26 protein-coding genes and 1 tRNA gene are annotated in these 25,718 nt (G+C 52.5%); 11 read left to right on the top strand and 16 right to left on the bottom strand.

The window, feature by feature from the left end; translation table 11 throughout:
• Positions 1 to 34: 34 nt before the first annotated feature.
• Positions 35 to 108, top strand: a tRNA-Gly gene (locus Q4544_RS11045).
• Between the two features lie 59 nt (positions 109 to 167).
• Here the strand turns inward: Q4544_RS11045 and Q4544_RS11040 are convergent.
• The 11 genes from Q4544_RS11040 to Q4544_RS10990 all read right to left on the bottom strand — a co-directional run bounded on the left by Q4544_RS11040 (position 168) and on the right by Q4544_RS10990 (position 10,125).
• Entirely contained in the window at positions 168 to 494 is a 327-nt protein-coding gene (locus Q4544_RS11040; protein WP_407063041.1) for a hypothetical protein, read from the bottom strand.
• Between the two features lie 118 nt (positions 495 to 612).
• Positions 613 to 1,302: a phosphate regulon transcriptional regulator PhoB gene (gene phoB, locus Q4544_RS11035; protein ID WP_303506220.1), complete on the bottom strand. Its 690-nt coding sequence runs from the start codon at positions 1,300 to 1,302 to the stop codon at positions 613 to 615.
• 12 nt (positions 1,303 to 1,314) lie between these two features.
• Positions 1,315 to 2,034 (bottom strand): phosphate signaling complex protein PhoU, encoded by a 720-nt coding sequence (gene phoU / locus Q4544_RS11030; RefSeq protein ID WP_303506218.1) that lies wholly within the window; start codon positions 2,032 to 2,034, stop codon positions 1,315 to 1,317.
• 11 nt (positions 2,035 to 2,045) lie between these two features.
• The gene (gene pstB / locus Q4544_RS11025; RefSeq protein ID WP_303506216.1) at positions 2,046 to 2,840 is read right to left on the bottom strand and encodes a phosphate ABC transporter ATP-binding protein PstB; all 795 of its coding nucleotides are present in this window, start codon (positions 2,838 to 2,840) and stop codon (positions 2,046 to 2,048) included.
• A gap of 21 nt (positions 2,841 to 2,861) precedes the next feature.
• A complete protein-coding gene (gene pstA, locus Q4544_RS11020) occupies positions 2,862 to 4,205 on the bottom strand; it encodes a phosphate ABC transporter permease PstA (RefSeq protein WP_303506214.1) in 1,344 nt (447 codons plus the stop codon).
• Positions 4,202 to 5,674, bottom strand: coding sequence for a phosphate ABC transporter permease subunit PstC (pstC, locus tag Q4544_RS11015; protein ID WP_303506213.1), 1,473 nt, complete (start codon positions 5,672 to 5,674; stop codon positions 4,202 to 4,204). Before pstC ends, pstA begins: the two co-directional genes overlap by 4 nt.
• 93 nt (positions 5,675 to 5,767) lie before the next feature.
• Positions 5,768 to 6,820: a substrate-binding domain-containing protein gene (locus Q4544_RS11010; RefSeq protein ID WP_303506211.1), complete on the bottom strand. Its 1,053-nt coding sequence runs from the start codon at positions 6,818 to 6,820 to the stop codon at positions 5,768 to 5,770.
• 129 nt (positions 6,821 to 6,949) lie between these two features.
• Positions 6,950 to 7,978, bottom strand: a complete 1,029-nt coding sequence (locus tag Q4544_RS11005) for an ATP-binding protein (protein WP_303506209.1) — start codon at positions 7,976 to 7,978, stop codon at positions 6,950 to 6,952.
• 90 nt (positions 7,979 to 8,068) lie between these two features.
• Positions 8,069 to 8,593 (bottom strand): gamma carbonic anhydrase family protein, encoded by a 525-nt coding sequence (locus Q4544_RS11000; RefSeq protein ID WP_303506207.1) that lies wholly within the window; start codon positions 8,591 to 8,593, stop codon positions 8,069 to 8,071.
• The gene (gmk, locus tag Q4544_RS10995; protein ID WP_303506205.1) at positions 8,590 to 9,231 is read right to left on the bottom strand and encodes a guanylate kinase; all 642 of its coding nucleotides are present in this window, start codon (positions 9,229 to 9,231) and stop codon (positions 8,590 to 8,592) included. Before gmk ends, Q4544_RS11000 begins: the two co-directional genes overlap by 4 nt.
• A gap of 3 nt (positions 9,232 to 9,234) precedes the next feature.
• On the bottom strand, positions 9,235 to 10,125 hold the full coding sequence (locus tag Q4544_RS10990) for a YicC/YloC family endoribonuclease (RefSeq protein WP_303506203.1): 891 nt from the start codon (positions 10,123 to 10,125) through the stop codon (positions 9,235 to 9,237).
• Between the two features lie 230 nt (positions 10,126 to 10,355).
• Here Q4544_RS10990 and Q4544_RS10985 point away from each other — a divergent pair, with 230 nt between their 5' ends.
• Positions 10,356 to 11,015: a PAS domain-containing protein gene (locus Q4544_RS10985; protein ID WP_303506201.1), complete on the top strand. Its 660-nt coding sequence runs from the start codon at positions 10,356 to 10,358 to the stop codon at positions 11,013 to 11,015.
• 65 nt (positions 11,016 to 11,080) lie between these two features.
• Here the strand turns inward: Q4544_RS10985 and Q4544_RS10980 are convergent, their stop codons facing one another.
• Positions 11,081 to 12,451: a class II 3-deoxy-7-phosphoheptulonate synthase gene (locus Q4544_RS10980; RefSeq protein ID WP_303506199.1), complete on the bottom strand. Its 1,371-nt coding sequence runs from the start codon at positions 12,449 to 12,451 to the stop codon at positions 11,081 to 11,083.
• A 241-nt stretch (positions 12,452 to 12,692) separates the two neighbouring features.
• Between Q4544_RS10980 and Q4544_RS10975 the strand changes: the two genes are divergently transcribed.
• Positions 12,693 to 13,619, top strand: coding sequence for a GlxA family transcriptional regulator (locus tag Q4544_RS10975; RefSeq protein ID WP_303506197.1), 927 nt, complete (start codon positions 12,693 to 12,695; stop codon positions 13,617 to 13,619).
• A 1-nt stretch (position 13,620) separates the two neighbouring features.
• On the opposite strand, the gene Q4544_RS10970 is transcribed toward Q4544_RS10975, so the two are convergent.
• The gene (locus Q4544_RS10970; RefSeq protein ID WP_303506195.1) at positions 13,621 to 14,715 is read right to left on the bottom strand and encodes a PQQ-dependent sugar dehydrogenase; all 1,095 of its coding nucleotides are present in this window, start codon (positions 14,713 to 14,715) and stop codon (positions 13,621 to 13,623) included.
• 279 nt (positions 14,716 to 14,994) lie between these two features.
• Between Q4544_RS10970 and Q4544_RS10965 the strand changes: the two genes are divergently transcribed.
• Positions 14,995 to 15,123 (top strand): hypothetical protein, encoded by a 129-nt coding sequence (locus Q4544_RS10965; RefSeq protein ID WP_303506193.1) that lies wholly within the window; start codon positions 14,995 to 14,997, stop codon positions 15,121 to 15,123.
• 46 nt (positions 15,124 to 15,169) lie between these two features.
• Complete coding sequence (locus Q4544_RS10960) at positions 15,170 to 15,502, top strand: TfoX/Sxy family protein (protein ID WP_303506191.1); 333 nt, start codon at positions 15,170 to 15,172, stop codon at positions 15,500 to 15,502.
• A 62-nt stretch (positions 15,503 to 15,564) separates the two neighbouring features.
• On the opposite strand, the gene ndk is transcribed toward Q4544_RS10960, so the two are convergent.
• Positions 15,565 to 15,987 carry a nucleoside-diphosphate kinase gene (ndk, locus tag Q4544_RS10955; protein ID WP_303506189.1) on the bottom strand — a complete coding sequence of 141 codons (423 nt, stop codon included), beginning with the start codon at positions 15,985 to 15,987 and terminating at the stop codon, positions 15,565 to 15,567.
• A gap of 139 nt (positions 15,988 to 16,126) precedes the next feature.
• On the opposite strand from ndk, the gene Q4544_RS10950 reads away from it, so the two are divergent.
• From Q4544_RS10950 to Q4544_RS10940, 3 genes are read left to right on the top strand one after another with little or no spacing between them, the layout of a single operon-like run.
• On the top strand, positions 16,127 to 17,977 hold the full coding sequence (locus Q4544_RS10950; RefSeq protein WP_303506187.1) for an ATP-binding cassette domain-containing protein: 1,851 nt from the start codon (positions 16,127 to 16,129) through the stop codon (positions 17,975 to 17,977).
• A 16-nt stretch (positions 17,978 to 17,993) separates the two neighbouring features.
• Entirely contained in the window at positions 17,994 to 18,605 is a 612-nt protein-coding gene (locus Q4544_RS10945; RefSeq protein ID WP_303506181.1) for a MarC family protein, read from the top strand.
• A 42-nt stretch (positions 18,606 to 18,647) separates the two neighbouring features.
• Entirely contained in the window at positions 18,648 to 19,229 is a 582-nt protein-coding gene (locus tag Q4544_RS10940) for a TIGR02281 family clan AA aspartic protease (RefSeq protein ID WP_303506179.1), read from the top strand.
• 14 nt (positions 19,230 to 19,243) lie between these two features.
• On the opposite strand, the gene Q4544_RS10935 is transcribed toward Q4544_RS10940, so the two are convergent.
• On the bottom strand, positions 19,244 to 19,711 hold the full coding sequence (locus Q4544_RS10935; RefSeq protein WP_303506177.1) for a DNA polymerase III subunit chi: 468 nt from the start codon (positions 19,709 to 19,711) through the stop codon (positions 19,244 to 19,246).
• A 5-nt stretch (positions 19,712 to 19,716) separates the two neighbouring features.
• A complete protein-coding gene (locus Q4544_RS10930; RefSeq protein WP_303506175.1) occupies positions 19,717 to 21,189 on the bottom strand; it encodes a leucyl aminopeptidase in 1,473 nt (490 codons plus the stop codon).
• 127 nt (positions 21,190 to 21,316) lie between these two features.
• Between Q4544_RS10930 and lptF the strand changes: the two genes are divergently transcribed.
• The 3 genes from lptF to Q4544_RS10915 are packed head-to-tail and all read left to right on the top strand — an operon-like array spanning position 21,317 to position 25,712.
• Complete coding sequence (lptF, locus tag Q4544_RS10925) at positions 21,317 to 22,435, top strand: LPS export ABC transporter permease LptF (RefSeq protein WP_303506172.1); 1,119 nt, start codon at positions 21,317 to 21,319, stop codon at positions 22,433 to 22,435.
• Entirely contained in the window at positions 22,432 to 23,529 is a 1,098-nt protein-coding gene (gene lptG / locus Q4544_RS10920) for an LPS export ABC transporter permease LptG (protein WP_303506171.1), read from the top strand. Before lptF ends, lptG begins: the two co-directional genes overlap by 4 nt.
• Entirely contained in the window at positions 23,529 to 25,712 is a 2,184-nt protein-coding gene (locus tag Q4544_RS10915; protein ID WP_303506170.1) for an LPS-assembly protein LptD, read from the top strand. The genes lptG and Q4544_RS10915 overlap by 1 nt, the downstream gene beginning before the upstream one ends.
• Positions 25,713 to 25,718: the final 6 nt, after the last annotated feature.

Genomic DNA, 25,718 nt, shown 5'->3' with positions numbered 1-25,718 from the left:
CGCATCCAGTTTAGGCGAGGTAATCGAAATTTGTGCGGGTATGGTGAAAAGGTATCACGGCAGCTTCCCAAGCTTTAGTTACGGGTTCGATTCCCGTTACCCGCTCCAGTTTTCTGTTTTTGATGGAAAGACCCCGCCCTATGGCGAGGTCTAAAGCAGTAAAATGCTTACTTACACTTACGTGCCAAAATCTTGCGATCTAGTTCGTTGATGCGACCCTTTGCAATTGCGATGGTCGCTTCTTTGTCGTTACCGCTCATGCTGGAAACTGGGAGGCCAAGCAGGAATACACCGAGCACATCACCGTTTGCTGCCTTTTTCTGATCAGCAGAAGCCGCTTCGAGGTTTTGCGATACTTTCAAGTGTTCTGCTTTGAGTTGACTGCAAGAGAAGCCTCTATATGGGTCGCCAGCTACATCAACTGCGGAAATTCGATCTGGTTGTTGTGCGCAACCTGCGGCAACTAAGGCCGCTAAAACAAGAAATTTTTTCACTGTCATGTCCAATTATTTTTTGCGTACAATACTAATCAGATAACAATTTAGTTATGTCAATGATACATCCACGACGGGAAAAGCCGGGCTGAAAGCCCGGCCTACGGTATCTGTGGCTTTAACCTAGTGCGTAGCCTGCGCCGCGGACGGTGCGGAGGGGGTCTTGGCCTCCTTTGGCGCAGAGGGCTTTGCGGAGGCGGCCTACGTGAACGTCGACCGTGCGGCTGTCGACGTAGATGTCCCTGCCCCAGACCCGATCTAGCAGTTGTTCACGGCTCCAGACGCGGCCTGGTTTTTCCATGAATGTGGATAGCAAGCGGAACTCGGTTGGGCCGAGTTTCAATGGCTCGCTTCCGCGTGTCACGCGGTGGGTTTCTGCGTCTAGCATGATGTCTTCGTATTCAAGCTGTTGGCCAACGGATGCTGGGCGCACGCGGCGCAGTTGGGCGCGTACGCGGGCCATCAATTCAAGAACCGAATAAGGTTTGACGACATAATCGTCGGCACCAGTTTCCAAGCCGCGCACACGGTCTACTTCTTCGGAACGGGCCGACAGCATGAGAACCGGGATTGCGCGGGTTTGGGATTTGGATTTTAGACGACGGCAAATTTCGATACCGGAAATGCCGGGCAGCATCCAATCAAGGACGATGATGTCAGGCACTTCTTCGTCCACTAGCAACATGGCCTCGTCGCCGTCAGCGGCTGTGACCACGTCGAACCCTTCGGCTTGAAGGTTGTAGGACAACACTTCGCGCTGTGCGGGTTCATCTTCGACAAGTAGAACTTTGGGGTGATCAGTCGACATTGTTTTCGTCTCTTACTGCGGAGCAGACATTTCAGGATCGCGTGAGGTCGTGTCGCCTTTTGGGCGGGCATCGTCTGGCATGGAGCCGGTTACGAGGTAGATCACCTGTTCTGCGATGGCGGTCACGTGGTCGCCCATGCGTTCTGTGTTTTTGGCAATGAAATGCAGGTGCATACAGGGTGTGATGTGACGCGGATCTTCCATCATGAAGGTCAAAAATTCGCGGAACAGGGCGTTGTACATTTGATCAATGTCGCGGTCGCGTTCAAGGATTTCATAGGCCAGTTCGACATCGCGTTGGATGTATGCATCTAACGCGTCCTTGAGCATCAGCTGCACTTCGCGGGCCATACGGCCGAGCGCTGCGCGGGAGCCTTCGACTGGTGTCATCTGAACCAAAACGGTGTTCCGCTTGGCCATGTTTTTCGCGTAGTCGCCGATGCGTTCCAAGTTGCCCGCGATTTTCATCACGGACAGGATGACGCGTAGGTCAACGGCGGTGGGTGCGCGCAAGGCGATGATACGAGAGGCTTCTTCGTTGATCACCTCTTCGAGGGCGTCGATGGCTTTGTCGGCCTGACGCACTTTTTCAGAGAGTTCTTCGTCACGTTCACGCAGGGCTTTTGACGCCTCTAGAATGGCTTCTTCGACGAGACCACCCATTTTCATGATGTGTGCCTGCACGCTTTCTAGGTCGCGGTCAAAGCCTGTAACAATATGAGAATCAACCATAATAAATGTCCTTACCCGATCCGGCCTGTGATGTAGCTTTCTGTGCGCTCATCGGTTGGGTTGGTGAAAATCTTGGAGGTGTCATCGTATTCTACGAGGTTCCCAAGGTGGAAGAATGCGGTTTTCTGGCTGACGCGTGCGGCCTGCTGCATCGAGTGGGTCACGATGACAACGGAGTAGTTGGTGCGCAGCTCATCGATCAGCTCTTCGACCTGTGCGGTCGCAATGGGGTCAAGGGCTGAGCACGGCTCGTCCATCAGCAGCACCTCTGGTTCTGTGGCAACGGCGCGTGCGATGCACAGGCGCTGTTGCTGACCACCGGATAGGCCTGTGCCTGGTTCGTGCAGGCGGTCTTTGACCTCGTTCCAAATCGCGCCACGACGCAGGGATTTTTCGACGATCACGTCGAGATCCGCTTTGGAGTTCGCAAGGCCGTGGATGCGTGGGCCGTAGGCGATGTTGTCATAGATCGACTTTGGGAATGGGTTTGGCTTTTGGAACACCATGCCCACTTTGGCGCGCAGTTGAACTGGGTCCACTTTGGAGTCGTAGATGTCTTCGCCATCTAGCAGGATTTGGCCTGTCACGCGGCAGATGTCGATTGTGTCGTTCATACGGTTCAATGTCCGCAGGAACGTCGACTTACCGCAGCCAGATGGGCCGATGAAGGCGGTGACTGTTTTGTCTTGGATCTGGACGGAGACGTCTTTGATCGCGTGGGTGTCGCCGTAGTGGACCTGAACGTTGTCCGCAGCGATCTTAATGTCTTTCTGGCTCACGTCGTTCTCCAGAGTTGCGTCATACATGGGTTTCAACCTTTTACCAGATTACCAGCGGCGTTCGAAGCGGCGGCGCAGGATGACTGCGATTGTGTTCATTGTGATGAGGAAAACGAGCAGGATAATAATGCCGCCCCAAGCGCGTTCATAGAATGCAGGGTCGGCGCGTTTGGCCCATTCGTAGATTTGTGCAGGCATGGCCGAGTTTGGCGACAAGAGGCCTTCGGTGATGCCGGATGGTGCGTTTGATGCAATGAAGCCGATCATGCCGATCAAGAGTAGCGGAGCTGTTTCACCAAGTGCCTGTGCAAGACCGATGATGGTGCCGGTCAGGATGCCGGGTGCTGCGAGGGGCAGCACGTGGTGGAAGACCGATTGCATCTTGGAGGCACCCAGACCCAGTGCCGCGTCGCGGATGGATGGTGGCACGGCCTTGAGCGAGGCGCGGGTTGAGATAATGATCGTTGGCAATGTCATCAGCGTTAACACAAGGCCACCGACCAAAGGTGCGGATTGTGGCAGGTGCATGTAGTTGATGAACACGGCGAGGCCCAAGATACCAAAGACGATGGACGGCACCGCTGCGAGGTTTGAGATATTGACCTCGATCACGTCAGTGATCCAGTTCTTTGGCGCGAATTCTTCAAGGTAGATAGATGCCGCCACACCGATTGGCAGCGCTAGGGCGAGAACCACCATCATCATAAAGAACGAACCGGCCATTGCGACACCGATGCCCGCAGCTTCGGGGCGTTGGTCAGAGGCATCTGCACCGATAATGAAGTCGATGTTAAAGCGCTTTTCGATCACGCCTGCTTCAAGCAGCGCATCTACGAAATCAAGTTGCTCAACTGAGATATTCTTATCGTTGGCAATGCTTTCACGGGTGACGCGGCCTTTTAGGTAGCCATCAACACGGCTGTTCGCGAGGAATGTGAATTCCACGGTTTTACCGATTTGTTCGACATCAGCGATCACAAAGTTACGTAGGTCTGCGGCCGCGGATTTTGACAGGATGCCTGCCATTTTCTTGGACTTTAGCGATGTTTCCAGACCGATCTCTTCGATCTTTTTGGTAAAGGCCTCTTTCATCAAAGGCGCATAGCCAAAGGTTGAAACCTTTTTGATGTCGTCCAAGTTGCGATTGCCTTTTTTGTCGAGTTTGCTTTCCAGCAGTTCAACATCAAGTGTCACAAAGGTTTGCGTGAATGCGCCGCGGCCGTTGCCGATGATTGTGACCAAAAGAACGGCCAAGATCATAAGACCGGCGGCGATGGCTGCAATGCCGTAAGCTTTGAAGCGGGTCTCTGCAGCGTTGCGCTTTTTGGTACGCGCGTCGATCTCGTGGATTGAGGTCTTGGGCGCGGATTTTGGGATGGATGCGTCGGTCATTCGTACTGCTCCCGGTATTTGCGTACGATGTAGAGGGCGAGAATATTCAAGCCCAGCGTAAGGACGAAGAGAGATAGACCCAGAGCGAAGGCCACGAGCGTTTCAGGGGACGAGAAGTCTCCGTCACCGGTAAGCTGGCTGACAATACGGGTCGTGATGGTTGTTAACGCATCGAGCGGATTGACAGAAAGCCGAGCGATGGCCCCTGCCCCCATGACCACAATCATGGTCTCGCCGATGGCGCGGGATGCGGCCAACAAGATTGCGCCGACGATGCCCGGCAACGCGGCTGGCAAGACGACTTGTTTGATGGTTTCGGATTTGGTTGCGCCCAAACCGTAAGAGCCGTCGCGCATGGATTGTGGAACAGAGTTGATGATGTCGTCAGAAAGCGAGCTGACGAATGGGATCAACATGACACCCATGACGATGCCGGCTGTGGCAACGGCGCGTGCATCAGACATCCAATCAACACCAAGTGCCCCGCCGTCCCCGAATATCTTTAGCAAGAACGGGCCGAAGGTGATGAGGGCAAAGAGACCGTAAACGATTGTTGGGATGCCAGCGAGAATTTCGAGAAGTGGTTTCGCGAAAGAGCGCACCGAACGTGATGCGTATTCGGCGAGGTAAATCGCCGCGAATAGACCAACTGGAACGGCAACGATCAAAGCCACGAGAGAGATATAGAGCGTGCCCCATAGCAGTGGCAGGATCGACAGCTCTGAGTCACCGCGGAAGTTTGGTGCCCAGGTTGAGCCGAAGAAGAAGTCCGTCCAGCTGTGAAGGCCAAAGAAGTTCTTTGTTTCAAACACCATCGACAGCACGATGCCAATTGTCGTTAGGATCGCAATAGAGGCTGACGCCATAAGCAGGACAAGAATGCCCTTTTCTACCACATTGCGGGCTCGATAATCTTTGTCAGTTTTGCCATAGGATAGTGCGAAACCCGTCACGACCAGAAGCAACACAATGCTTGTCATGATCAAGTTGCCTGTCGCTGTTTTTGCGCGATATGCGTTGGCGGCGGTCAAGACGGCTGGTTGAATTTCAGCCCCCAGTGCAACACCCACTTCGCCAAGGCGACTGCGCAGGTCTGTAAGATCAATGCGATCATTCGCAACCTGCTCTGCGGAGATAACGCCCTGTTTGATGGCAACACCAAGTCCATCTGCCACACGGCGCACATCAGACATCACCAGATCAAGAGATGCGCCTTCGGCGATGGTCTCTTGTGGGATCAGGGACTCAACCGCGTTTCCGATCAGTGTTGGTTGAAACAAGGACCAAAGGGCCACAACCAAGAGCGATGGGACAAGTACGGAAAAGGCGACATTCGTTCCGTAATAGGACGGCAAGGAATGTAGATTGCGGCTGTCTCCGCCAGCGGAAGACAACGCGCGTGCTCTTCCTAGGAAGAAGCCAACCGTTGACACAGCTAGGATTATCAACACGAGCCAAAGGACAGGCATGGGGGCTCCATAAGTTTTGGAATTATTCGGGTCGTCCAAAAACAAAAAATGAGGGACGGCGCAAGCCGCCATCCCTCTGAAATAAGCCGAAGCTTACATGTTTGCGCCCAAGACGATTTCGTCGGAAACCGCTTCTTGAGTTTTCACCAGCTCTGGATCTGCAACCAGACCGTATTCTGCCAATGGGCCGTCAGAACCTGCGATTTCGTCAGCGACGAAGAACTCAGCATATTCTTTCAGACCTGGGATGACGCCGATGTGTGCTTTTTTCACGTAGAAGAACAGCGGACGGGACACAGGGTATTCGCCAGTTGCGATGGACTCTGTTGTTGGAACGATGCCGGACATTGTTGCAACTTGCAGCTTGTCGGTGTTGTTCTCGAAGAATGCCAGACCGAAGACGCCGATGCCGTCTTTGTTGGATTCGATGGATGCCAGAGTTTCTGTGTAGTCACCGTCGATGTCGACTGACACGCCGTCTGTGCGCAGAGCGATACATGCTTTTTCAGCCGCTTTGTGCTTGGCTTTGTCTGTGTCGCCTTCGGCGCCTGCGAGAAGCACGTCAAATGCGCCAGTTTCTTCGCAGCCGGCCAAGATCACTTTGTCTTCGAAGACTTCGCGTGTGCCGTGCTTTGTGCCAGGGATATAGGCTGCCAAAGGCTGTGCTGGGAATGCTGCGTTTACGTCAGCCCAAGTTTTGTTTGGGTTGGCTACCAATTTGCCGTCCACCAGCACTTTGTCAGACAAAGCGTTGAACCAATCAACTGGTGTGAATTCAAAACCGTTGCCGTTGATGTCGGATGCAAAAACGATGCCATCATAACCGATGCGAACTTCGATGATGTCAGTCACGCCGTTTTCGGCACAAGCTTTGATCTCTTTGTCTTTGATCGCGCGGGATGCGTTTGCGATGTCGATTGTGTTTTCACCAACGCCTTCGCAGAAGCGCTTTAGGCCAGCAGAAGAACCGCCTGATTCAACAACTGGTGTTGGGAAATCGAAGTTTTCGCCGAAAGCTTCAGCAACGATCGAAGCGTAAGGCAGAACAGTGGAAGAACCGGCAACTTGCACTTGGTCGCGTGCAGCAGCAGAGGTGGCAGCAACGGCAGCGATCGCCAGTGCGGAAGCAGTCAGTTTTACAGACATTAGAATAACTCCTGAGTGTTCGTGCCGCAGTTTGTTGCGGCCTCGTTGCCGGAACTACGGTGTTCGCACTAAGCTTTTGTGACACGAACGTAACAGTTTCATGACACAAGGCATCAGAAGGCAATTTTCTTAGGTTTTAGGTAAAATAACCGAAAATCTGCTACCAACTCCAAGATCGCTTTGGATTTTCATTCGGCCACGATGGCGGGCCACGATGTGTTTTACAATGGCAAGCCCTAAACCAGTGCCCCCCATCTCACGCGATCTGTGTGAGTCGATGCGGTAAAACCGTTCTGTTAGACGTGGGATATGTTCGGGCGCTATACCCGGCCCGGTATCCTGAATTGCGACGACGACTGTCGGTTTACGAAGCTTGGGGTCACGTTCTACGTTTTGCATTGAAACCGTCACCATGCCGTCCCGGTCGCCATACTTCAGGGCGTTTTCCACGAGGTTTGTAAAGACTTGCAACAATTGATCGCGGTCGGCGGGTACGGTCATTGGCTGGTCTGGCAATTGAAAGTCCAGCGTGGCGCCGCGATCTTTGATCACCTCGCCTAGGTTCCGACGCACGGTTGATAGTATGTCCCGCAGATCAATCGTTTCCTTTGGACGCATGCGCGCGTCTTCTTCAACCCGGCTTAGTGACAATAGGTCACCAACAAGGCGGTTCATGCGATTGGCCTCGGATGCCATGATACCCAGAAAGCGTTCTCGTGCGCTGGCGTCATTCTTTGCTGGGCCGCGTAGGGTTTCGATGAAACCAAGCAATGCGGTTAAAGGGGTTTTTAGCTCGTGGCTGACGTTTGCAACAAATTCACGCCGGATTTCGCCGGCCTGTTCCAGTTGGGTGATGTCTTGAAAGCAGGCCATCACGCCAATGGTGTCGCCCATTTTTACAAAAGAACAACTTACCTGAAATTTAGTTTCATGGCCGCCATCTGCGTGACTGTAAAATGCACGCTGCGTTTCCTTGGTTTTTAGACATTTTTCGATAGCTGCGTTTAGACCGGGCTGTCGAAAGACCAGAATAAAGGTGCGACGTTCGGCTGCGATGGGTTGCAAGGCAATGGCCTGTGGATTTGCACCTTGGATGCGGAGATTGGCATCAATGAAAACCGCGGGCAACGGAATTGCATTTAAAATCGAGGAAATCATTTGCGTGCCTTTTGTGCATTGTCACGTTAGGCGCAGACTTGTTTAAGATGTCGAAAAAGTAAAGCGCACCTTTGGGGTGCGCAGTGAACTTCATAAAACTGAAACAAGCCCTGCCCTAAATCTGCGCATGTTCTTTTGATAATTGATGGCGCTTTTTCGAAGGCCTTCGATTGCGGCTTCGTCTAATTGACGAACCACTTTACCGGGCGCGCCCATGACCAAAGAGCCATCTGGGATTTCTTTGCCCTCTGTGATCAGCGCATTGGCACCGATGAGGCAATTCTTACCAATTTTGGCACCATTCAAAACGGTGGCACCCATACCGATCAGAGAATTCTCGCCAATTGTGCAGCCGTGTAGCATGGCTTTGTGACCAATTGTGCAACCGGCCCCGATGACCAACGGATAGCCCATGTCTGTGTGCAGAACACAGTTTTCCTGCACGTTAGAGCCTGTTCCAATGCGAATTTCTTCGTTGTCGCCGCGCAAGGTGCAACCAAACCAGACCGAAGCGCCCTCTTCCACCACAATCTTTCCAATCAGATTTGCATCTGGTGCAATCCAACTGTCTTGGGCGATGTCTGGGGCAATTCCATCTAGGGCGTATAGCGTCATTGTCCGTCCTCGAACTCTTGCTGCAGACTGCGCACGTGGTCTACCAAATGCGGCTGTTGAATACGGCGCAGGCGCGTGGCGGTTACGATGTCTTTGAGGTCTTGTTCAGTTTGGTCGAGGTCATCGTTGATCAAGACATGATCGTAACTGCCCCAATGGCTGATCTCGTCCCAACTTTTCTGCATGCGTTTGCCGATGGTATCGGCGCTGTCTTGGTTGCGAGTTTCTAACCGGCGACGCAATTCTTTGATGCTGGGCGGTAGGATAAAGATGGAGAGCGTGTGTTGGCCAAGGGCCGAGTTGCGGATTTGCTGGGCACCCTGCCAATCAATGTCAAACAACACGTCGCGACCGCCATCAATGGCCTTTTGAACGGGGCCACGTGGTGAGCCGTAGAAGTTCCCGAAAACGTGGGCGTGCTCTAGCATGCCTTCGCTTGCGACATCGCGGCGAAAGTCTTCTTGGGTCATGAAATGGTAATCTTCGCCGTCCACCTCGCCCGGGCGCGGGTTGCGTGTGGTGGCGGATACAGAGAATTCAATCGACGGATCCCAATTGCGCAAGCGTTTGGAAAGCGTCGATTTTCCGGCACCGGATGGAGACGAAAGGATGATTAGAAGACCACGACGGTTTTGCATGATTTATTCCACGTTCTGAACTTGTTCGCGCATTTGATCAATCACGGCTTTAAGGTCTAGGCCGACGCGGGTCAAATCCACACTTTGCGCTTTGGAGCATAGCGTGTTGGCCTCGCGGTTGAATTCTTGCATCAAGAAATCAAGTTTGCGCCCCACTGGGCTGCCTTTAGCTAGGAGGTCGCGCGCGGCTGCGACATGGGCCTTTAGGCGATCTAGCTCTTCGGTGACGTCGGTTTTTACAGCGATCATCGCTAGCTCTTGTGCGACGCGGGCTGGATCGGCCCCTTCGGAGTTTTCCAATACGCGCGCAAGGTTATCGCGCAGGTTTTGCGCCATTTCCGCTTTGCGTTGTTCCGCAATTTCTGCGGATTGTGCCGTTAGTGTTTCAATTTCAGTCAGTTGATTTTGCATCACTGACATTAATGCTGCGCCTTCGGTTTGGCGCATTTCGGTAAAGGCTTTCAGCAAATCCGGCACTTCGGACATCAGTTTTTTACGCAAGGCGTCCATGTCGCCCTCGCTGCTGGCTGTGTCTAGTACGCCGCGCAACGCTAGGATTTCAGCAGGATTGGCAGGTGACAGTGATAGACCACGATCCATGGCTTGGGATTCGACTTCGCTTAGGGCGTTTAGCACGGTGTCGAGCGTGACCGTGTTTAGCGCCAAAGATGCGGTTTCTTCGGTTCGCGAAATGCGCAGGCCAAGAGATACTGAACCGCGCCCTAGCGCTTTGGACAATGCGGCGCGAAGTTGTGGTTCTAGTCCTTCAATCCAGTCTGGCACCCGCAGGCGTAAATCCAGTCCCTTGGAGTTCACACTGCGCAGCTCCCAGGCCCAGCTATAGCCCTCGGCTTCTCCTTTGGCCGATGCAAAGCCTGTCATAGATTGCAACATGAACCGCTCTCCTCATTTTTAATATCTTATCACCTAAAGCGAACCAACCGTTTAGGGCAATGGTGCAATTAGGGAAACCGTAGAACATTAACCAACCCTTTCAGAATTTCACAAAGTTTCGTTCAAATCGGGCATATTAAGGGAGTGGTAACTTTTTGGCAGCGCTGGCAATCGCACCGACGAAATGCAGATCGCGACTTTGGGTGACTGAGAGAATTTGGGTGAAAGACATGATACGATTAAGCCGTGGCCGAAAGGGAATGAGCGCATCGCGATTTGCGGCGATCAAAGAGGTTGAGGCCTATTGGCACGGATTGCGCGGCGATAACGACATACCAGAGCGGAGCAAGATTGATCCGCGTGGTATTCAGAACGCTTTGCCATATTCCTTTATTTTAGAATGCGTTGCACCACGCGTTGCCCGGTTGCGTATTGCAGGATCAAAGGTTTCTGATGTGCTTGGCTTGGACGTGCGCGGGATGCCTGCGACCTGCTTGATTGCCCCACGCCGCAGGGCTTTGTTTGGGGACATATTAGAAGATGTCTTTGAAATGCCTGCCAAAGCGACGATCAATATGACTTGGGACAAAGCGCGATCTTCGACGGTTCAGGCGCAGATGATTTTGTTGCCGCTGCAAGATCACGAGGGAAAAACCACCCGCGTTTTGGGATGTTTGCAATACGATGTGCTGCCGAGGTCCGGGGCGCAAACGTTAATGCCATTGGGGTCTGTTGTGAAACCAATCGTACACTTCGGACAATTCAGCAGCCCAAACGTACAATCACAGGGTTTGACCGTTGTGGCAGGAAATCCGGCGGTTTCTTCGATCAAGCAGGGTCGGGAAACAGAGACCGCGGCACCCCGATTAACTTTGGTACAGAACGACTGATCAAACGGCCCACGAAAAAGGGCGCCCCAAATTGGAGCGCCCTTGGTTTACTAAATAGTCAGCTCTTAAACGGCCTGAGCTTCTGGTGCCGAGTTGCGCAAGGCTGACAGTTCCTCGGCTACGAGGAAGGCCAGTTCTAGCGATTGGCTCGCGTTTAGGCGAGGATCGCAAGCGGTGTGGTAACGATCGGACAAGTCTTCGTCCTTTACGTCGCGAACACCGCCGGTGCATTCGGTCACATCTTGGCCGGTCATCTCGAAATGAACGCCGCCAGGGATTGTGCCCTCGGCTTTGTGCACTGCAAAGAATTCCTGAACTTCGCGCAGAACACTTTCGAATGGGCGGGTTTTGTAACCGGTTGCCGATTTGATTGTGTTGCCGTGCATCGCGTCACAGGTCCAAAGAACGTTTGCGCCTTCTTCTTTCACGGCTTTGATCAAGCGAGGCAGGTGGTCACCCACCGTGCCCGCACCAAAGCGTGCAATCAGTGTTAGACGGCCGTCTTCGTTTTCTGGGTTCAGCTTTTGCATCAGAACCTTCAGGTCTTCGGCAGTGGTTGTTGGACCACATTTCAAACCGATCGGGTTTTGAACGCCACGCAGGAATTCGACATGCGCGCCGTCTGGTTGACGGGTACGGTCGCCAATCCAAAGCATGTGGCCAGAACCAGCCAACCATTTGCCAGATGTTGAATCAAGACGTGTGAGCGCCTCTTCATATTCCAGCAGAAGGCTTTCGTGACTGGTGTAGAAATCAACGGTGTGCAGCGCGTGTGACAGGTTGCTGTTCACACCTGCCGCTGACATGAAGTCCAACGCATCACTGATGCTATTGGCCATTTCGCGGTATTTCGCGGCTTTTTCACCCTCGGTGAAGCCCAGAGTCCATGCGTGGACCTGATGCACGTCAGCATAGCCCCCGGTGCTAAAGGCTCGTAGAAGGTTCAGCGTTGCTGCGGCCTGTGTGTAGGCTTGCAGCATTTTGCTTGGATCAGGGATCCGTGCGCCAGAATTGAAATCAAGCTCGTTGATGATGTCGCCACGGTAGCTTGGCAGCTCTACGCCATCTACGGTTTCCGTCGGTGCGGACCGTGGTTTCGCGAATTGGCCAGCCATACGGCCAACTTTGACCACGGGCACTTTGGCGCCGAACGTCAGAACCATCGCCATCTGCAACATCACCTTAAAGGTGTCGCGGATACCATCAGCACTGAATTGCGAAAAGGATTCCGCGCAGTCGCCGCCTTGCAGCAAAAAGGCCTCGCCGCGAGACGCAGCTCCGAGTTTTGTTTTCAAGCTGCGCGCTTCGCCAGCAAAGACCAAGGGCGGATAGCTTGCGAGCTTGGCTTCGACAGCCTCAAGCGCGTTTGCATCCGTATAGTCAGGCATCTGAACCCTGGGCTTGTTGCGCCAGTCAGATTTTTGCCATTCTGCCATTGTCTTTACTCCGGTTAACATTGGTACGAGAATGCGTCGTGCACTCTACGGAAGTGAACCATATGCAATTTGACAGAAGTGACCATAGGCAAAATAAGGTTCTTGACGGAATGGTCGCAAATTATTCATGTGGATCATCTGTTTCACCTTAAACGAGTGAGTCGTTCCCTCTTTGACAAATGACATAAACCCATTTGCGATAGCAAAAGATACTAAGCCAAAGCGTTTTGTATTCTTTTTAATGAATGAATTTACGCTGTTATGCTTTGCGGCAGCCATAGAAAGCCTGCGGTTGGCTAACCGAATGGCTGGCAAAGAGCTGTATCAATGGGTGACTGCGGGTGCGGATGGAGAGCCGGTGACATGTTCTGTCGGGACCAGTTTTTCAGTCGATATTGGTTTTGAAGACATCTTTCGAGATGATGTATTGGTCGTTTGTGGTGGCACCAATGTGAAATCTGCGACCACACCTAAACTGTTGAACTGGCTACGACGCGAATCGCGACGTGGGGTTTTGGTGGGTGGATTGTGTACAGCTGCCCACACTTTGGCCAAAGCGGGCCTATTGGATGGGCGCCGGGCGACCATTCACTGGGAAAACCAAGATGGCTTTATTGAAGATTTCGAAGACATTGAGCTGACTCGTTCTGTTTTCGTAATTGATAACAACCGGTTCACGACCGCCGGTGGGACAGCATCGATTGATTTGATGTTGAAATTCATTGGCCAAGATCATGGGGCTGAACTGGCCAATGCGGTGGCGGATCAGTTGATTTATTCATCCATTCGAACGGATCAGGACGCGCAGCGCTTGTCTGTGCCGACGCGCATTGGCGTGCGGCATCCGAAGTTGAGCCAAGTGATCCATATGATGGAAGCCAATATCGAAGAGCCGATTAGCCCGTCGGCCTTGGCAGAAAATGTCGGTATGTCGACACGCCAGCTAGAACGGTTGTTCCGCCGGTATTTGGATCGCTCGCCAAAGCGGTACTATATGGAATTGCGGTTACAAAAGGCGCGTAACCTTTTGATGCAGACGGATATGAGCGTGATCAACGTTGCACTGGCTTGCGGGTTTGCATCGCCCAGCCATTTCTCCAAATGCTATCGTTCGCATTACGAAACCACTCCCTATCGTGAGCGTGGTACGCAAGGGCCATCTGCCTAGGTTAGCGTGACATGCGGTAGATCGCACCGCGGTCATCGGAGATGAACCAAATGCTGCCATCTGCCGCTTGGCGGATGTCGCGGACACGTTTGGTGTTTGGTGATTTTAGCGCTTCTGTTTCTGTTAGGTTTGCGCCTGAAAGCCTTGAAATATAATCAAATTTCAGGCTTCCAACAAAGATATCACCGCGCCAATCCGGGAACATGTCGCCGGTATAGATCATCATGCCGGATGGGGCGATGGAAGGGTCCCAATAGTACGCAGGTTGTTCCATTCCCTGTTTCTGCGTGCCTTCGCCGATTTTTTGCCCTGAGTAATGGCGACCATAAGCGATGACGGGCCAACCGTAGTTTGCGCCTTTGCGGATGCGGTTCACTTCATCACCCCCACGGGCCCCATGTTCGACAGCCCAAAGCACCCCCTTTGCATCAAAGGCCATGCCTTGCGGATTGCGGTGGCCATAGCTCCAGATTTCGGGTTCTGCGTTGGCTTGGTCTAGGAATGGATTGCCTGTGGCTGCTGCGCCGCTGCGGGTGATTTTTACGATGCTACCATTGTGGCGCGATAGGTCTTGGGCAGATGGGCGATCTCCACGTTCGCCGATAGTGACGAAAAGAGAGCCATCCCGCGCCTCTACGATACGGCTGCCGAAGTGGCGGTCGCCTTGGGAACCGGGCGTCATTTCAAATATGATGCGTTGATTGGTGAGTGTCGCTTTCGCCAGGTCAAGTTTTGCGATGGCAACAGCGGTGCCGCTGCCATTTGGCTGTGCCTTGGCGAGGGTCATGATGATTTCGCCAGATTGCTGGAAATTACGCGGGACAAGAACATCCAGCAAACCACCCTGCCCGTTTGCCGCCACTTTGGGCACGCCTTTGATCGCGGTTTTCTTTCCGGACAGTTCAACGTGATACAGACGGCCCCGCCGTTCGGTCACGAGATAACTACCGTCTGGAAGGAACCCTAGCGCCCAAGGTGTTTTGAAACCCGAGGACATGCGCGTGACTTGGATGTTGCCGGATTGGGTCTCTAGCGCGGTCGCTGGGCTGGAAAGGTTCAGCCCTACGAGAAGAACAAGTGCCAAGAATTTGCGCATTAAAGCTCCTTTTGATCGAAATGCGGTCGTTACCGACGCGGTTATTAACCATCTTATACCGGCAAAAAGTCTGACAGCTCATCACAATGCCGATGTGACTATCCTGCATTTGAGAACAATAAATTTAAAATTCGGCACATTGTTGCCCGAATCGCATTTTAGCCTATCCAAACGTCCCACTGATTATCCGCTGTGGGCGCACCAAGAAACGGTGGTTTTGGGCAGGATATTCCCAAGATCGCTAAACCCCGAAACGGGGACAACATAAGGAGCACGAGCATGCCTATTTCTATGCAGAAAGACCCACAGCAGACCTCTGCGTCTACACGTCCCACACCACCGGTTAAACAAACTGCGTCTGCACCTGAACCTAAGAAACAAGTTTTTACTGATTGGGCGATGATCTAAGACCACTTCAGGGTGACACCCTTATTGAGAATGATAGATTGCGTCCATGACGCCTGTATCCTCAATCAAAAACCTTGGCCCGGCCTATGAAGAGGCCTGTGCCCGTGCTGGAATTCATTCCGCCGAAGAACTACGCGCATTGGGTGCTGATGACGCCTATGCCAAACTGTTGAAAACAGGATCAAAACCACACTTTATTGGCTATTACGTTTTGGTCATGGCCTTGCAAGGTCGTCCTTGGAACGATTGCAAAGGTAAAGAAAAAGAAGCGCTACGCGTTCGGTTTGACGCGATCAAAGCCAGTTCACATGACACTGGTTTGTCAAAGCTTGAAACCATTTTAAATGAAATTGGCGTTATCCCCCGCAAGGCCGGATAACAAAAAAAGCCGCCTTGGATTGCTCCAAAGCGGCTCTGATGTCTTTTGGTAGAAAAGGCGGATTAGCCGACCAGTTCTAGACCAGAGAAGAAATACGCGATTTCAACTGCTGCTGTTTCAGGAGCGTCGGAACCGTGTACAGAGTTTTCACCTACAGATTCAGCGAACTCTGCACGGATTGTGCCAGGTGCTGCGTCTGCTGGGTTTGTTGCGCCCATAACTTCGCGGTTTTTCGCGATTGCGCCTTCGCCTTCTAGAACTTGGCAAACGATTGGCGCAGATGCCATGAATTCGCACAGTTCGTCGTAGAATGGACGCTCTGCGTGTACTTCGTAGAATTTACCTGCTTGTGCTTTTGTCAGGTGAATACGCTTTTGCGCAACAACGCGCAGACCAGCTTCTTCGAATTTCGCGTTGATTGCGCCTGTCAGGTTACGACGAGTTGCATCAGGTTTGATGATAGAGAACGTGCGTTCCAGAGCCATGGTTATACCTCAAAGATCAAAGTTGAATTTGCGCGGGCACTACCATGTGAATTTTGTTTTGCAAAGCCCTTTGGAACTTGGTTTGAAACTTAGCAATACGGATTGACAAGTTTGCCCGTCTCATAGACTGCTCGCAGCCATGTTAAAGATCTCAGATATCTCGTATAACGTCGAAGGCCGTCCTTTGTTCGAAGGCGCATCCGCGACGATCCCAACAGGCCACAAAGTTGGCCTGATTGGACGCAATGGCGCCGGCAAAACCACGCTGTTCCGATTGATCCGTGGCGAGCTTTCGCTAGAAGGTGGCTCTATCACCCTGCCCGACCGTGCCAAGATTGGCGGCGTCGCACAGGAAGTGCCCAGCAACGAGGTCTCTTTGATTGATACGGTGTTGGCATCTGACACCGAGCGTACGGAATTGTTGGCCGAGGCTGAAACCGCAACTGATCCGGGACGCATTGCAGATATTCAAACCCGCCTAAGCGATATTGATGCCTGGAGCGCGGAAGCGCGCGCTGGCTCTATCCTAAGAGGTTTGGGTTTTGATCACGAAGATCAGCTAAAGCCCTGCTCTGCCTATTCTGGTGGTTGGCGCATGCGCGTCGCCCTTGCAGCGGTGTTGTTTTCACAACCTGACTATTTGCTGTTGGACGAACCGACCAACTACCTTGACCTTGAAGGCGCGCTTTGGCTTGAGGCTTATCTGGTAAAGTACCCGCATACAGTCTTGATCATTTCGCACGACCGCGAATTGTTGAACCGTTCCGTGAACGCGATCCTGCATTTGGATGAACGAAAGCTGACCTATTACACAGGTCCATATGATTCCTTTGCCAAACAAAGGGCCGCGCAACGCGCTGTTCAGGCGGCAGCGGCTAAGAAGCAAGATTTGCAGCGCGCGCATTTGCAGAGCTTTGTGGACCGGTTTAAAGCCAAGGCATCTAAAGCAAAGCAGGCGCAGAGCCGCGTGAAAATGCTAGAGAAGATGACACCAATCACAGCGCCCGAAGATGCGGCGCGCGTGGTGTTTACCTTCCCTGCCCCCGAAGAGCTTTCGCCGCCGATTATTGCAACGGAAAGCACATCGGTTGGCTATGGCGATACCATCGTTCTGAAAAACCTAAACCTGCGTATCGACCAAGATGATCGAATTGCACTGCTGGGTAAGAACGGTCAGGGTAAATCGACCTTGGCCAAACTATTGTCTGGTCGGCTAGAGCGGAAATCCGGCAAGTTCACTATCTCTAACAAGCTGCGTATCGGCTTTTTTGCCCAGCATCAGGTTGATGAGCTGTATGTCGATGAGACACCCATTCAACATTTGATGCGGTTGCGCAGCCATGAAGGCCAAGCCAAAATTCGTGCGCGCTTGGCCAGCTTTGGTCTAGGTGCTGCACAGGCGGAAACAGTTGTTGGACGCCTGTCCGGTGGTCAAAAGGCGCGTTTGTCGCTGTTGTTGGCAACATTAGATGCGCCGCATCTGCTGATCCTCGATGAACCGACCAACCACTTGGATATTGAAAGCCGCGAAGCGCTGGTCGAGGCGTTGACCGCCTATCGTGGAGCTGTGATCCTGGTCAGCCACGATATGCATTTGCTTTCCTTGGTCGCGGATCGCCTTTGGTTGGTGAAAGATGGCTCTGTAAAGCCATATGAAGATGATCTTGAAAGCTATCGCAAGTTGCTGCTGTCTAGCGATAAGCCTGCTGCTAAGGAAAAAGCAAAGGCTGCCGCGCCAAAGAAACCAACACGCGAAAACGTGGCGGCCCTGCGCGCGGATGTTAAGAAATGCGAAGAGCGCGTGAATAAGCTGAACGAGATGAGCGAGAAGTTGGCGAAAAAGCTAGCGGACCCAGCGCTTTACGAGGCTGAAAAGCTTGGTGAAATGGAAGTTTGGCAAAAGAAATACGGTGAAGTCATGGAAGCGCAGGATCGCGCCGAAGCCATGTGGATGACTGCGCTTGAAAAGCTTGAAAAAGCAAACGCTTAACGCATAGAGTTCAGATATGGATACCGCTTTTCTTATCACGGCCTTTGCTACTCTGTTTGTTATCATCGATCCAATCGGGTTGATGCCGATCTTTATTGCGCTGACGCCCGGTATGACTGCGCAGCAACGTCGATCGATTGCAATGCGGGCATGTTTGATTGGGTTCTTCATTCTTTCGCTGTTTGCCTTCTTTGGCGAAGCTGTGTTGGGCTTTATCGGGATTTCGATGCCGGCGTTCCGCATCGCGGGTGGTGCACTTTTGTTTCTAACAGCTTTGGACATGTTGTTTGAGCGGCGCGCAGAGCGGCGTGAAGGGCAGATTGAAGAGATGAATGATCCGTCAGTCTTTCCTTTGGCTATTCCGTTGATTGCTGGTCCGGGATCAATCGCAACGGTCATCCTACTGAGTGGGCAAATGCAGGGTATTCAAGGCACCTTTCTTGTGCTGGGTGTTGCATTGGTCGTGATGTTCGCTGTGTTGACATTCTTTCTGGCGGGCGGTCTCTTGGAACGCGCATTGGGTAAGATTGGTATCAATGTTGTCACCCGACTTTTGGGTATGCTTTTGGCGGCTTTGTCGGTTCAATTTATTCTCGACGGCCTCAAGGCATTCGGCTTTGCCTCGTAAAGCATTGCAATTTCTCCTATATTAAGGAGAAGGAGCTTTTGTGTGAGTGAATTTGAAATCGGAAACTTGGCCTATTTGTCAGTGCTCGGCGTTGCTGTTGTGCTGTGGTTTGTGTCCGACCTTCGCCAATCCTTTGGAAAGACAGTGCAGCAAGCTTTGGCTTGGGGGTTGATCTTTTTGGGTGTCATTGCAGCGGTTGGAATGTGGGAAGATATTCGCACAGCGGCACGTCCTGCGCATTCAGTCTTTGCCGATCAGGGACGCATTGAAATCCCAGTGTCAGCCGATGGGCATTATTACCTAACCGCAGAGGTCAATGGGACAGAGATTAACTTTGTCGTAGATACGGGCGCCACGGATTTGGTCTTATCGCAAGAGGATGCAACCCGAGCCGGATTAAACACCGATACATTGCGGTTCCTAGGACGCGCGATGACAGCAAATGGCGAAGTCCGTACTGCAATTGTTCGTTTGGACGAGGTGCAAGTCGGGGATTACACCGACGAGGACATCGCAGCCCGCGTGACACAGGGTGATATGGATATATCCTTGTTGGGAATGAGTTACCTAAACCGGTACGAACAGATCACGATCACCAAAGGCAAGCTTGTCTTAACTCGGTGATTTAATCCCGCATGTTAAGCTGCTGCTTTTTCTGCCTTTTTCTCCCATCGGCCACTTTCTTCTGACCAGTATTGTGCGGCACATCCGGCGTCTGTCAGTGCTTTCCATTGGGCACGCGCGTGCGACAATGCTTCGGGGTCATGGCCATCGAATAGAATACAAACTCGGTCTGCTGCCTGCACTTCTTCAGCAGAGATTTGCGCACCATCGACCGACATGATGCAGGACGCCCCATTCGCAAGCGACGCGTCGATCGTTAATAAGATCGGTTGCAATGCATCATGTTCACCACCAGCTTGGCCGTGTGGTAAAAAGCTATCCTCAGCTCCTTGCCACAAACGTTGATCTAGCCAATCCATACGCGCCGCCTCGACACCTCGCACCGCGATCTTCCACCCAGCACCCGTCGCCTTTTCAAGCAACAGGGGCAAAGTATCTTCGAGCGGGTTTTGTGTGAGATGATAGAAAAAAGCGGCGCCCATTTAGGTCATTCCTCTTCGACGACTTCAAAGCGCTCTTGAACCAAGCGGCTGAGTGCCAGCACGCCCCAGCCTGTGGCCCCTTTTGGCGCATAGGTCGTGTCAGATTTCACATGGGCAACACCGGCGATGTCGAGGTGAATCCACGGTGTGCCGTCCTGGACAAACCGATGTAGGAATTCCGCAGCGGTGATGGAACCTGCTGGGCGACCGCCTACGTTTTTCACATCAGCGATGCGTGATTTCAGCTGATCCGCGTAGGATTTACCTAGCGGCAGACGCCATGCGCCCTCGCCTTCGTTTTCAGCGGCGCGTAGGAACCCGTTGCAGAGGTGGTCGTCGTTAGAGAATACACCTGCGTTGTCGTGGCCTAAGCCAATGATAACCGCACCTGTGAGGGTCGCGAGATCAATCATGGCTGATGGTTTAAACGTTTCTTGAGCGTAGTGCATCACGTCACACAGCACCAAGCGGCCTTCGGCGTCTGTGTTGATGACTTCGATCGTGTCACCTTTCATAGAAGTCACCACGTCACCCGGACGGGTCGCATTGCCGGAAGGCATGTTTTCCACCAAGCCGACAAGGCCGATAACATTGGCTTTGGCTTTGCGAAGTGCCAGTGCGCGCATAGTGCCCGCAACTACGCCCGCGCCGCCCATATCCATGGTCATATCTTCCATACCACCGGCAGGTTTCAAGGAAATGCCACCAGTGTCAAAGACCACGCCTTTGCCAACCAGCGCGAGTGGCGCGCGATCATCACCTGCGCCCATCCATTTCATAACGACGACCTTAGAGGGGCTAACACTGCCCTGCCCGACGCTGAGCAAAGCGCCCATGCCAAGCTCTGCCAGCTTGTCTTCCTCAAGCACTTCGACCTGTAGACCAAGATCACCCATAGCGACCAGACGATCTGCGAAGTCAGTTGTGGTCAATACGTTGGCCGGCTCGTTCACCAAATCCCGGGTAAAGAACGCGCCTTCTGCAACGGCAAGCAGTGGCAGCGCGTTGGCTTCGATCACTTCGTGCTTTGAAGACATGACAGTGACAGTACGCACATCGTCTTGTTCCGCATCCGTTTTATGCGCGTCAAAGCGATAATCCCGCAGAGCGAGACCTAGAACGATCTGTGCCGCTTTGTTGTTATTGCCGACGCAAACCAGCAAGGGCGCCTTGCCACGTGTTTTGGCCAAAGCAACGCCCGCTGCACGGTTTTCTTCGATAGAGGCGCGGCGATCTAGGCAGATCACGTCGACAGCTTCGGCAGCCATTCCAACGGGATAAGCAAGAACACGCGCATCACCAGCCTTAAGATTATCCTCTGCAAGGCGTGCAACCGCGCCCTTTGTCAGGCGGTTCACACGGCGCGCGGCCGGATCAAGGCTGCCTTCAGGCGTTACAAACACCGCAACACGGCCTGCAAATGTTGAGATTTCGTCGATATTGGTTTCTTCGAAAGTGAATTCTACTGGTTTAACCAAGGCACTGCTCCCTATCTGTTGAAACAAGACCTACCTAATCTACCAGATATTGACCAGATAGCAGTTTTCCCTGACCAGCATTTGTTCTAATGTTCTGCCAAACTTTTAATTGCTTGGGGGGCAAGCAGTGAACAGATTCGACCGCTATATGCTGTCGCAACTAATGATGCTGTTTGGCTTCTTTGCGCTGGTCCTTGTGTCCATCTATTGGGTCAATCGTGCGGTTGTGTTGTTTGACCGTCTGATTGCAGACGGGCAATCCATTGGTGTATTCGTCGAATTCACCGTTCTGAGCTTACCTGCGGTTATCAAACTGATCCTCCCAATCGCGGCCTTTGCTGCGGCCACATACGTGACCAACCGGTTGTCCAGCGAGAGCGAATTGGTTGTGATGCAATCGACAGGCTTCAGCCCATGGCGGTTGGCACGGCCGATTTTGAACTTTGGACTACTGACAGGGCTGATGATGGCCGCACTGTCGCTTTATCTTGTGCCGGCGAGCATGACGCAGTTGGACCAACGCGAACGTGAAATTGCAGAAAACGCAACGGCGCGGCTGCTCACCGAAGGCACGTTTTTGCATCCGTCTGCAAATGTGACGTTCTACATTGGCAACATCAATGCGCAGGGTGTTCTGAACGATGTGTTTTTGTCAGATCATTCGGACCCAGAACAATCCGTGACTTATACGGCTAACGAAGCCTATCTGATCAAAGACGACACTGGGCCGAAACTGATTATGGTGGATGGCTTAGCACAGGTTGAAAATAAGTCCGACGGACGGCTGTTCACAACCAACTTCGCGGACTTCACCTATGACATTAGCGCGTTTTTGCGACATTCAACCAATCAACGCAAAGCGCTAGAGCGGACGCCAACACGGGAATTGGTTCTTTCGCCCGAGGACGTTTCGTTTCAACTAAACCTAGAGCCAGGCTGGATTGCAGCTGAGCTGCACGGGCGCGTTGCGCATATCTTGATCTGCATCGTCGCCGCATTGGTTGGGTTCTCCACCTTGTTGCTGGGTGGCTTTAGCCGCTTTGGTGTCTGGCAACAGATTGTCTTGGCCTTCATCATTCTTGTGATTTTAGAAGCCATGCGAAATGGCGTGACCAATCCGGTTCGAAACGATGCGGATAGTTGGTATTTGATGTATGTTCCGTCATTGGTCGGATTTGCGGTTGTTTGGCTGATGTTGGCAAGCCGCGCCTATCCACATGCATTACGTCGGCGGAGCAAAGCATGACCCTTTATTACTACTTTGCACGCAAATTCCTGTGGTTATTTTTTGCCTTAACAGGCGTCTTTCTGGTGCTTTTGTTGCTGTTCGATCTTGTTGAACATCTGCGAAAGTTTGAGGTTTCAGAAATTGGGTTCTTAAAGTTGTTTCAGCTTATGCTGTTAAACGCGCCCAAGGAGATCTATCAGATTTTACCGCTGATCATGATTTTATCATCGCTCACTCTGTTCCTAAGCTTAGCGCGCAGCAGTGAGCTTGTGGTCACACGGGCAAGTGGTCGGTCTGCGCTTACCTCTCTGTTATCTCCGGTTGGCGTGGCTTTGATGATCGGCCTTTTCGCCGTGTCGACGTTCAATCCGATCGTGGCGGCAACTACGAAAAAATATGACGAACTGTCCACATTATACCGGCAAGGTGGCAATAGTGTTCTGTCGGTTTCTCGTGATGGGATATGGCTACGACAAGGCAGCGCAACTGGGCAGACGGTGATTTTTGCGGAGCGTTCCAACCACGACGCAACGGTACTGCGTGACGTCACCATGGTAAGCTACGCCGCTGAAGGCGGTCCAATTCGACGCATTCAAGCCGGTTCTGCTGAATTGGTTGAAGCAGCGTGGAACATGGAAAATGTAAAGCTTTGGCCTTTGGGGCGTGGCTTAAATGCCGAAGCGTCCTCTCAGGTTCATGCAACGTACCAGCTTCCAACGACGCTCACCCGTGATCAAATCAGAGACAGCTTTGGCAAACCAAGAGCGGTTTCAATCTGGGAGTTGCCGCGTTTGATTTCCCAGCTAGAAGATGCTGGATTCTCGGCAAGACGGCATACCATGTGGCTCCATATGGAAGCGGCACAGCCATTGTTTTTGGTCGCCATGGTTCTGATTTCAGCGGCCTTCACGATGCGACACACGCGATTTGGACGAACGGGCCTTGCATCGCTCGCAGCAACAATGTCGGGTTTTGGTCTTTACTACATTCGAAATTTTGCGCAAATCCTCGGGGAAAATGGTCAAATCCCAATTGAACTGGCCGCCTGGACGCCGCCCATCGCAAGCGTGATGTTGGCACTGGGCTTATTGTTACATATGGAAGACGGATGATGCGTTTTACTCTTATTGCAAAATCCTTGTGTGTTGCGGCCCTACTGGCAAGCACCCCACTTTCAGCGCTCGCGCAAAGCGCCGAGCAAGAGGACGTTATCCTGATTGCGGACTCCGTCTTTTTGCAGGGCAATAATACGCTGACAGCGCGTGGTAATGTAGAAGCCGTGCAAGGCGATACGCGTTTAACAGCCACCGCCATCGTCTATGACAGCGTTAAAGATCAAATCACAATCGAAGGCCCCATCAAAATTCGAGATGGCGAAGCGGTGGAAATCTTCGCCGATTTCGCAGAGCTTGATACTTCGATGCAAAACGGGCTTTTGACTAGCGCGCGGCTTGTGTTGAACGAGCAAGTCACAATCGACGCAGCTCAAGCACGCCGCGAAGAAGGCAAACGCACAAAGCTAGACAAGGTCGCTGCGACCTCATGCCTTACATGTTTAAATGGTGCGCCGCTTTGGCAAATCAGGGCCAAACGCGTGACCCATGATCAAGAAAAACAGCAGCTTTTCTTTGATAACGCCCAATTCCGCATCATGGATGTGCCGGTCTTTTACCTCCCGCGGCTACGCCTGCCCGACCCCACTTTGGAACGTGCAACGGGGTTCTTGATCCCGCAGGTACGCTCTAGGTCCCGGTTTGGTCTGGGCGTGAAAGTCCCGTATTTCATCCGATTGGGTGACCACAAAGATCTGACACTAACACCCTATCTTTCGCCAAACACCAGAACGCTTGAATGGCGTTACCGTCAGGCGTTTACCAAAGGTGAAATCGAATTCTTAGGCGCCTTTTCCAAGGATGATTTCAGCGGCGTTGATTCTCGTGCTTACCTCTTTGGGACCGGCACGTTTGAGATGCCGCGCGATTACACGCTAAGCTTTGACATTAAATCTACGTCAGACAACGCGTATTTGGTCGACTACGATTATTCAAATTTGGATCGTTTAAACAGCGAAGTGGCCTTGGCGCGGACCAATAGGTTAGAAAACACAAAGCTTGCACTATCGTTTTTTGAATCGCTGAGGGCATCAGAAGACAATAACACGCTGCCATCTGTGGTCGTCTCGGCGCGGACAGAGCAACGTTTGTTTCCGCGTGCTCTGGGTGGCGAACTATTTTGGCAGCTTGAAGCACACAGCCATTACCGTAAGTCAGATGCCTCAACGGACGTTGATCTGGACGGTATCGTAGACGGACGCGATGTATCGCGCGTGAATGCAGAGCTAGAGTGGCGGCGAACTTGGCTGACAAATGTGGGCTTGGAGTTTGGCACAACCGCGTCATTGGCGTTGGATGCGGTGCATACTGCGCAAGATGCCACGTTGGCGGACGATAACTATGCACAGATCACGCCCACGGTCGCCGCCCACCTACGTTATCCGTTGATCAAAACCACAGCGACCGGTGTCACGCATATTGTTGAACCCATCGGACAAATTGCGTGGTCAGGTGGCAATATTCGCGCGGGCACTCCGCCTATCATCGCAAACGATGAAAGCACGCGCGTCGAGTTTGACGAGGGTAATCTATTGTCCCTTTCCCGTTTCCCATCCGATGACCGCAGAGAGCGCGGATTGGTTGGAGCATTGGGCATGAACTGGTCGCGGTTTGGCCCAAAATGGGAAACACATTTGACCGTTGGTCAGGTCATTCGCCAAGATGTGCATGATGACTTTTCCCTAAGCTCTGGCCTGGCTGGGACAGAGTCGGACTTTTTGGTTGCTACACAGCTCAAAAGCCAAAGCGGGATCGATCTGACCTTACGTACATTGATTGATGGCGTGAACGGACTAAACAAAGCCGAAGCACGGGGCGCTTGGAACAATGACCGGCTTGATCTGGGTGCGTCCTATGTATGGCTGGGCGCCGATGCCGACGAAGACCGCGCGTCTGTTTTGTCAGAATGGAATCTAGACAGTTCCTATCGGCTCAACCGTCATTGGACCGGCTTGGCGAATTGGCGCTATGACGTGGCAAGTGACACAACAGCCGAAGCCGGGATTGGCCTTGAATACCGCAATGAATGTGTAAATGCGCGCTTTTCAGTATCGCGTCGCTTTACGTCTTCTACTACTGTAAGACCAGCAACGGATTTGAGCTTTACCGTTCAAATCCTTGGCTTTTCGGCAGCAACGACTGATAAGAGCTATGCAAGAACATGCAGCAAGACGGCAGGATGATACAAA

The sequence above is a fragment of the Cognatishimia sp. 1_MG-2023 genome (assembly GCF_030548175.1).
Lineage (GTDB): Bacteria > Pseudomonadota > Alphaproteobacteria > Rhodobacterales > Rhodobacteraceae > Cognatishimia.
This window is presented reverse-complemented; position numbering and strand designations above follow the sequence as displayed.

Bases quoted from the DNA above. Each gene is read 5' to 3' on its own strand.
- phoB (WP_303506220.1), bottom strand. From the start codon at position 1,302: ATGTCGACTGATCACCCCAAAGTTCTACTTGTCGAAGATGAACCCGCA.
- phoU (WP_303506218.1), bottom strand. From the start codon at position 2,034: ATGGTTGATTCTCATATTGTTACAGGCTTTGACCGCGACCTAGAAAGC.
- pstB (WP_303506216.1), bottom strand. From the start codon at position 2,840: ATGTATGACGCAACTCTGGAGAACGACGTGAGCCAGAAAGACATTAAG.
- pstA (WP_303506214.1), bottom strand. From the start codon at position 4,205: ATGACCGACGCATCCATCCCAAAATCCGCGCCCAAGACCTCAATCCAC.
- pstC (WP_303506213.1), bottom strand. From the start codon at position 5,674: ATGCCTGTCCTTTGGCTCGTGTTGATAATCCTAGCTGTGTCAACGGTT.
- Q4544_RS11010 (WP_303506211.1), bottom strand. From the start codon at position 6,820: ATGTCTGTAAAACTGACTGCTTCCGCACTGGCGATCGCTGCCGTTGCT.
- Q4544_RS11005 (WP_303506209.1), bottom strand. From the start codon at position 7,978: ATGATTTCCTCGATTTTAAATGCAATTCCGTTGCCCGCGGTTTTCATT.
- Q4544_RS11000 (WP_303506207.1), bottom strand. From the start codon at position 8,593: ATGACGCTATACGCCCTAGATGGAATTGCCCCAGACATCGCCCAAGAC.
- gmk (WP_303506205.1), bottom strand. From the start codon at position 9,231: ATGCAAAACCGTCGTGGTCTTCTAATCATCCTTTCGTCTCCATCCGGT.
- Q4544_RS10990 (WP_303506203.1), bottom strand. From the start codon at position 10,125: ATGTTGCAATCTATGACAGGCTTTGCATCGGCCAAAGGAGAAGCCGAG.
- Q4544_RS10985 (WP_303506201.1), top strand. From the start codon at position 10,356: ATGATACGATTAAGCCGTGGCCGAAAGGGAATGAGCGCATCGCGATTT.
- Q4544_RS10980 (WP_303506199.1), bottom strand. From the start codon at position 12,451: ATGGCAGAATGGCAAAAATCTGACTGGCGCAACAAGCCCAGGGTTCAG.
- Q4544_RS10975 (WP_303506197.1), top strand. From the start codon at position 12,693: ATGAATGAATTTACGCTGTTATGCTTTGCGGCAGCCATAGAAAGCCTG.
- Q4544_RS10970 (WP_303506195.1), bottom strand. From the start codon at position 14,715: ATGCGCAAATTCTTGGCACTTGTTCTTCTCGTAGGGCTGAACCTTTCC.
- Q4544_RS10965 (WP_303506193.1), top strand. From the start codon at position 14,995: ATGCCTATTTCTATGCAGAAAGACCCACAGCAGACCTCTGCGTCTACA.
- Q4544_RS10960 (WP_303506191.1), top strand. From the start codon at position 15,170: ATGACGCCTGTATCCTCAATCAAAAACCTTGGCCCGGCCTATGAAGAG.
- ndk (WP_303506189.1), bottom strand. From the start codon at position 15,987: ATGGCTCTGGAACGCACGTTCTCTATCATCAAACCTGATGCAACTCGT.
- Q4544_RS10950 (WP_303506187.1), top strand. From the start codon at position 16,127: ATGTTAAAGATCTCAGATATCTCGTATAACGTCGAAGGCCGTCCTTTG.
- Q4544_RS10945 (WP_303506181.1), top strand. From the start codon at position 17,994: ATGGATACCGCTTTTCTTATCACGGCCTTTGCTACTCTGTTTGTTATC.
- Q4544_RS10935 (WP_303506177.1), bottom strand. From the start codon at position 19,711: ATGGGCGCCGCTTTTTTCTATCATCTCACACAAAACCCGCTCGAAGAT.
- lptG (WP_303506171.1), top strand. From the start codon at position 22,432: ATGACCCTTTATTACTACTTTGCACGCAAATTCCTGTGGTTATTTTTT.
- Q4544_RS10915 (WP_303506170.1), top strand. From the start codon at position 23,529: ATGCGTTTTACTCTTATTGCAAAATCCTTGTGTGTTGCGGCCCTACTG.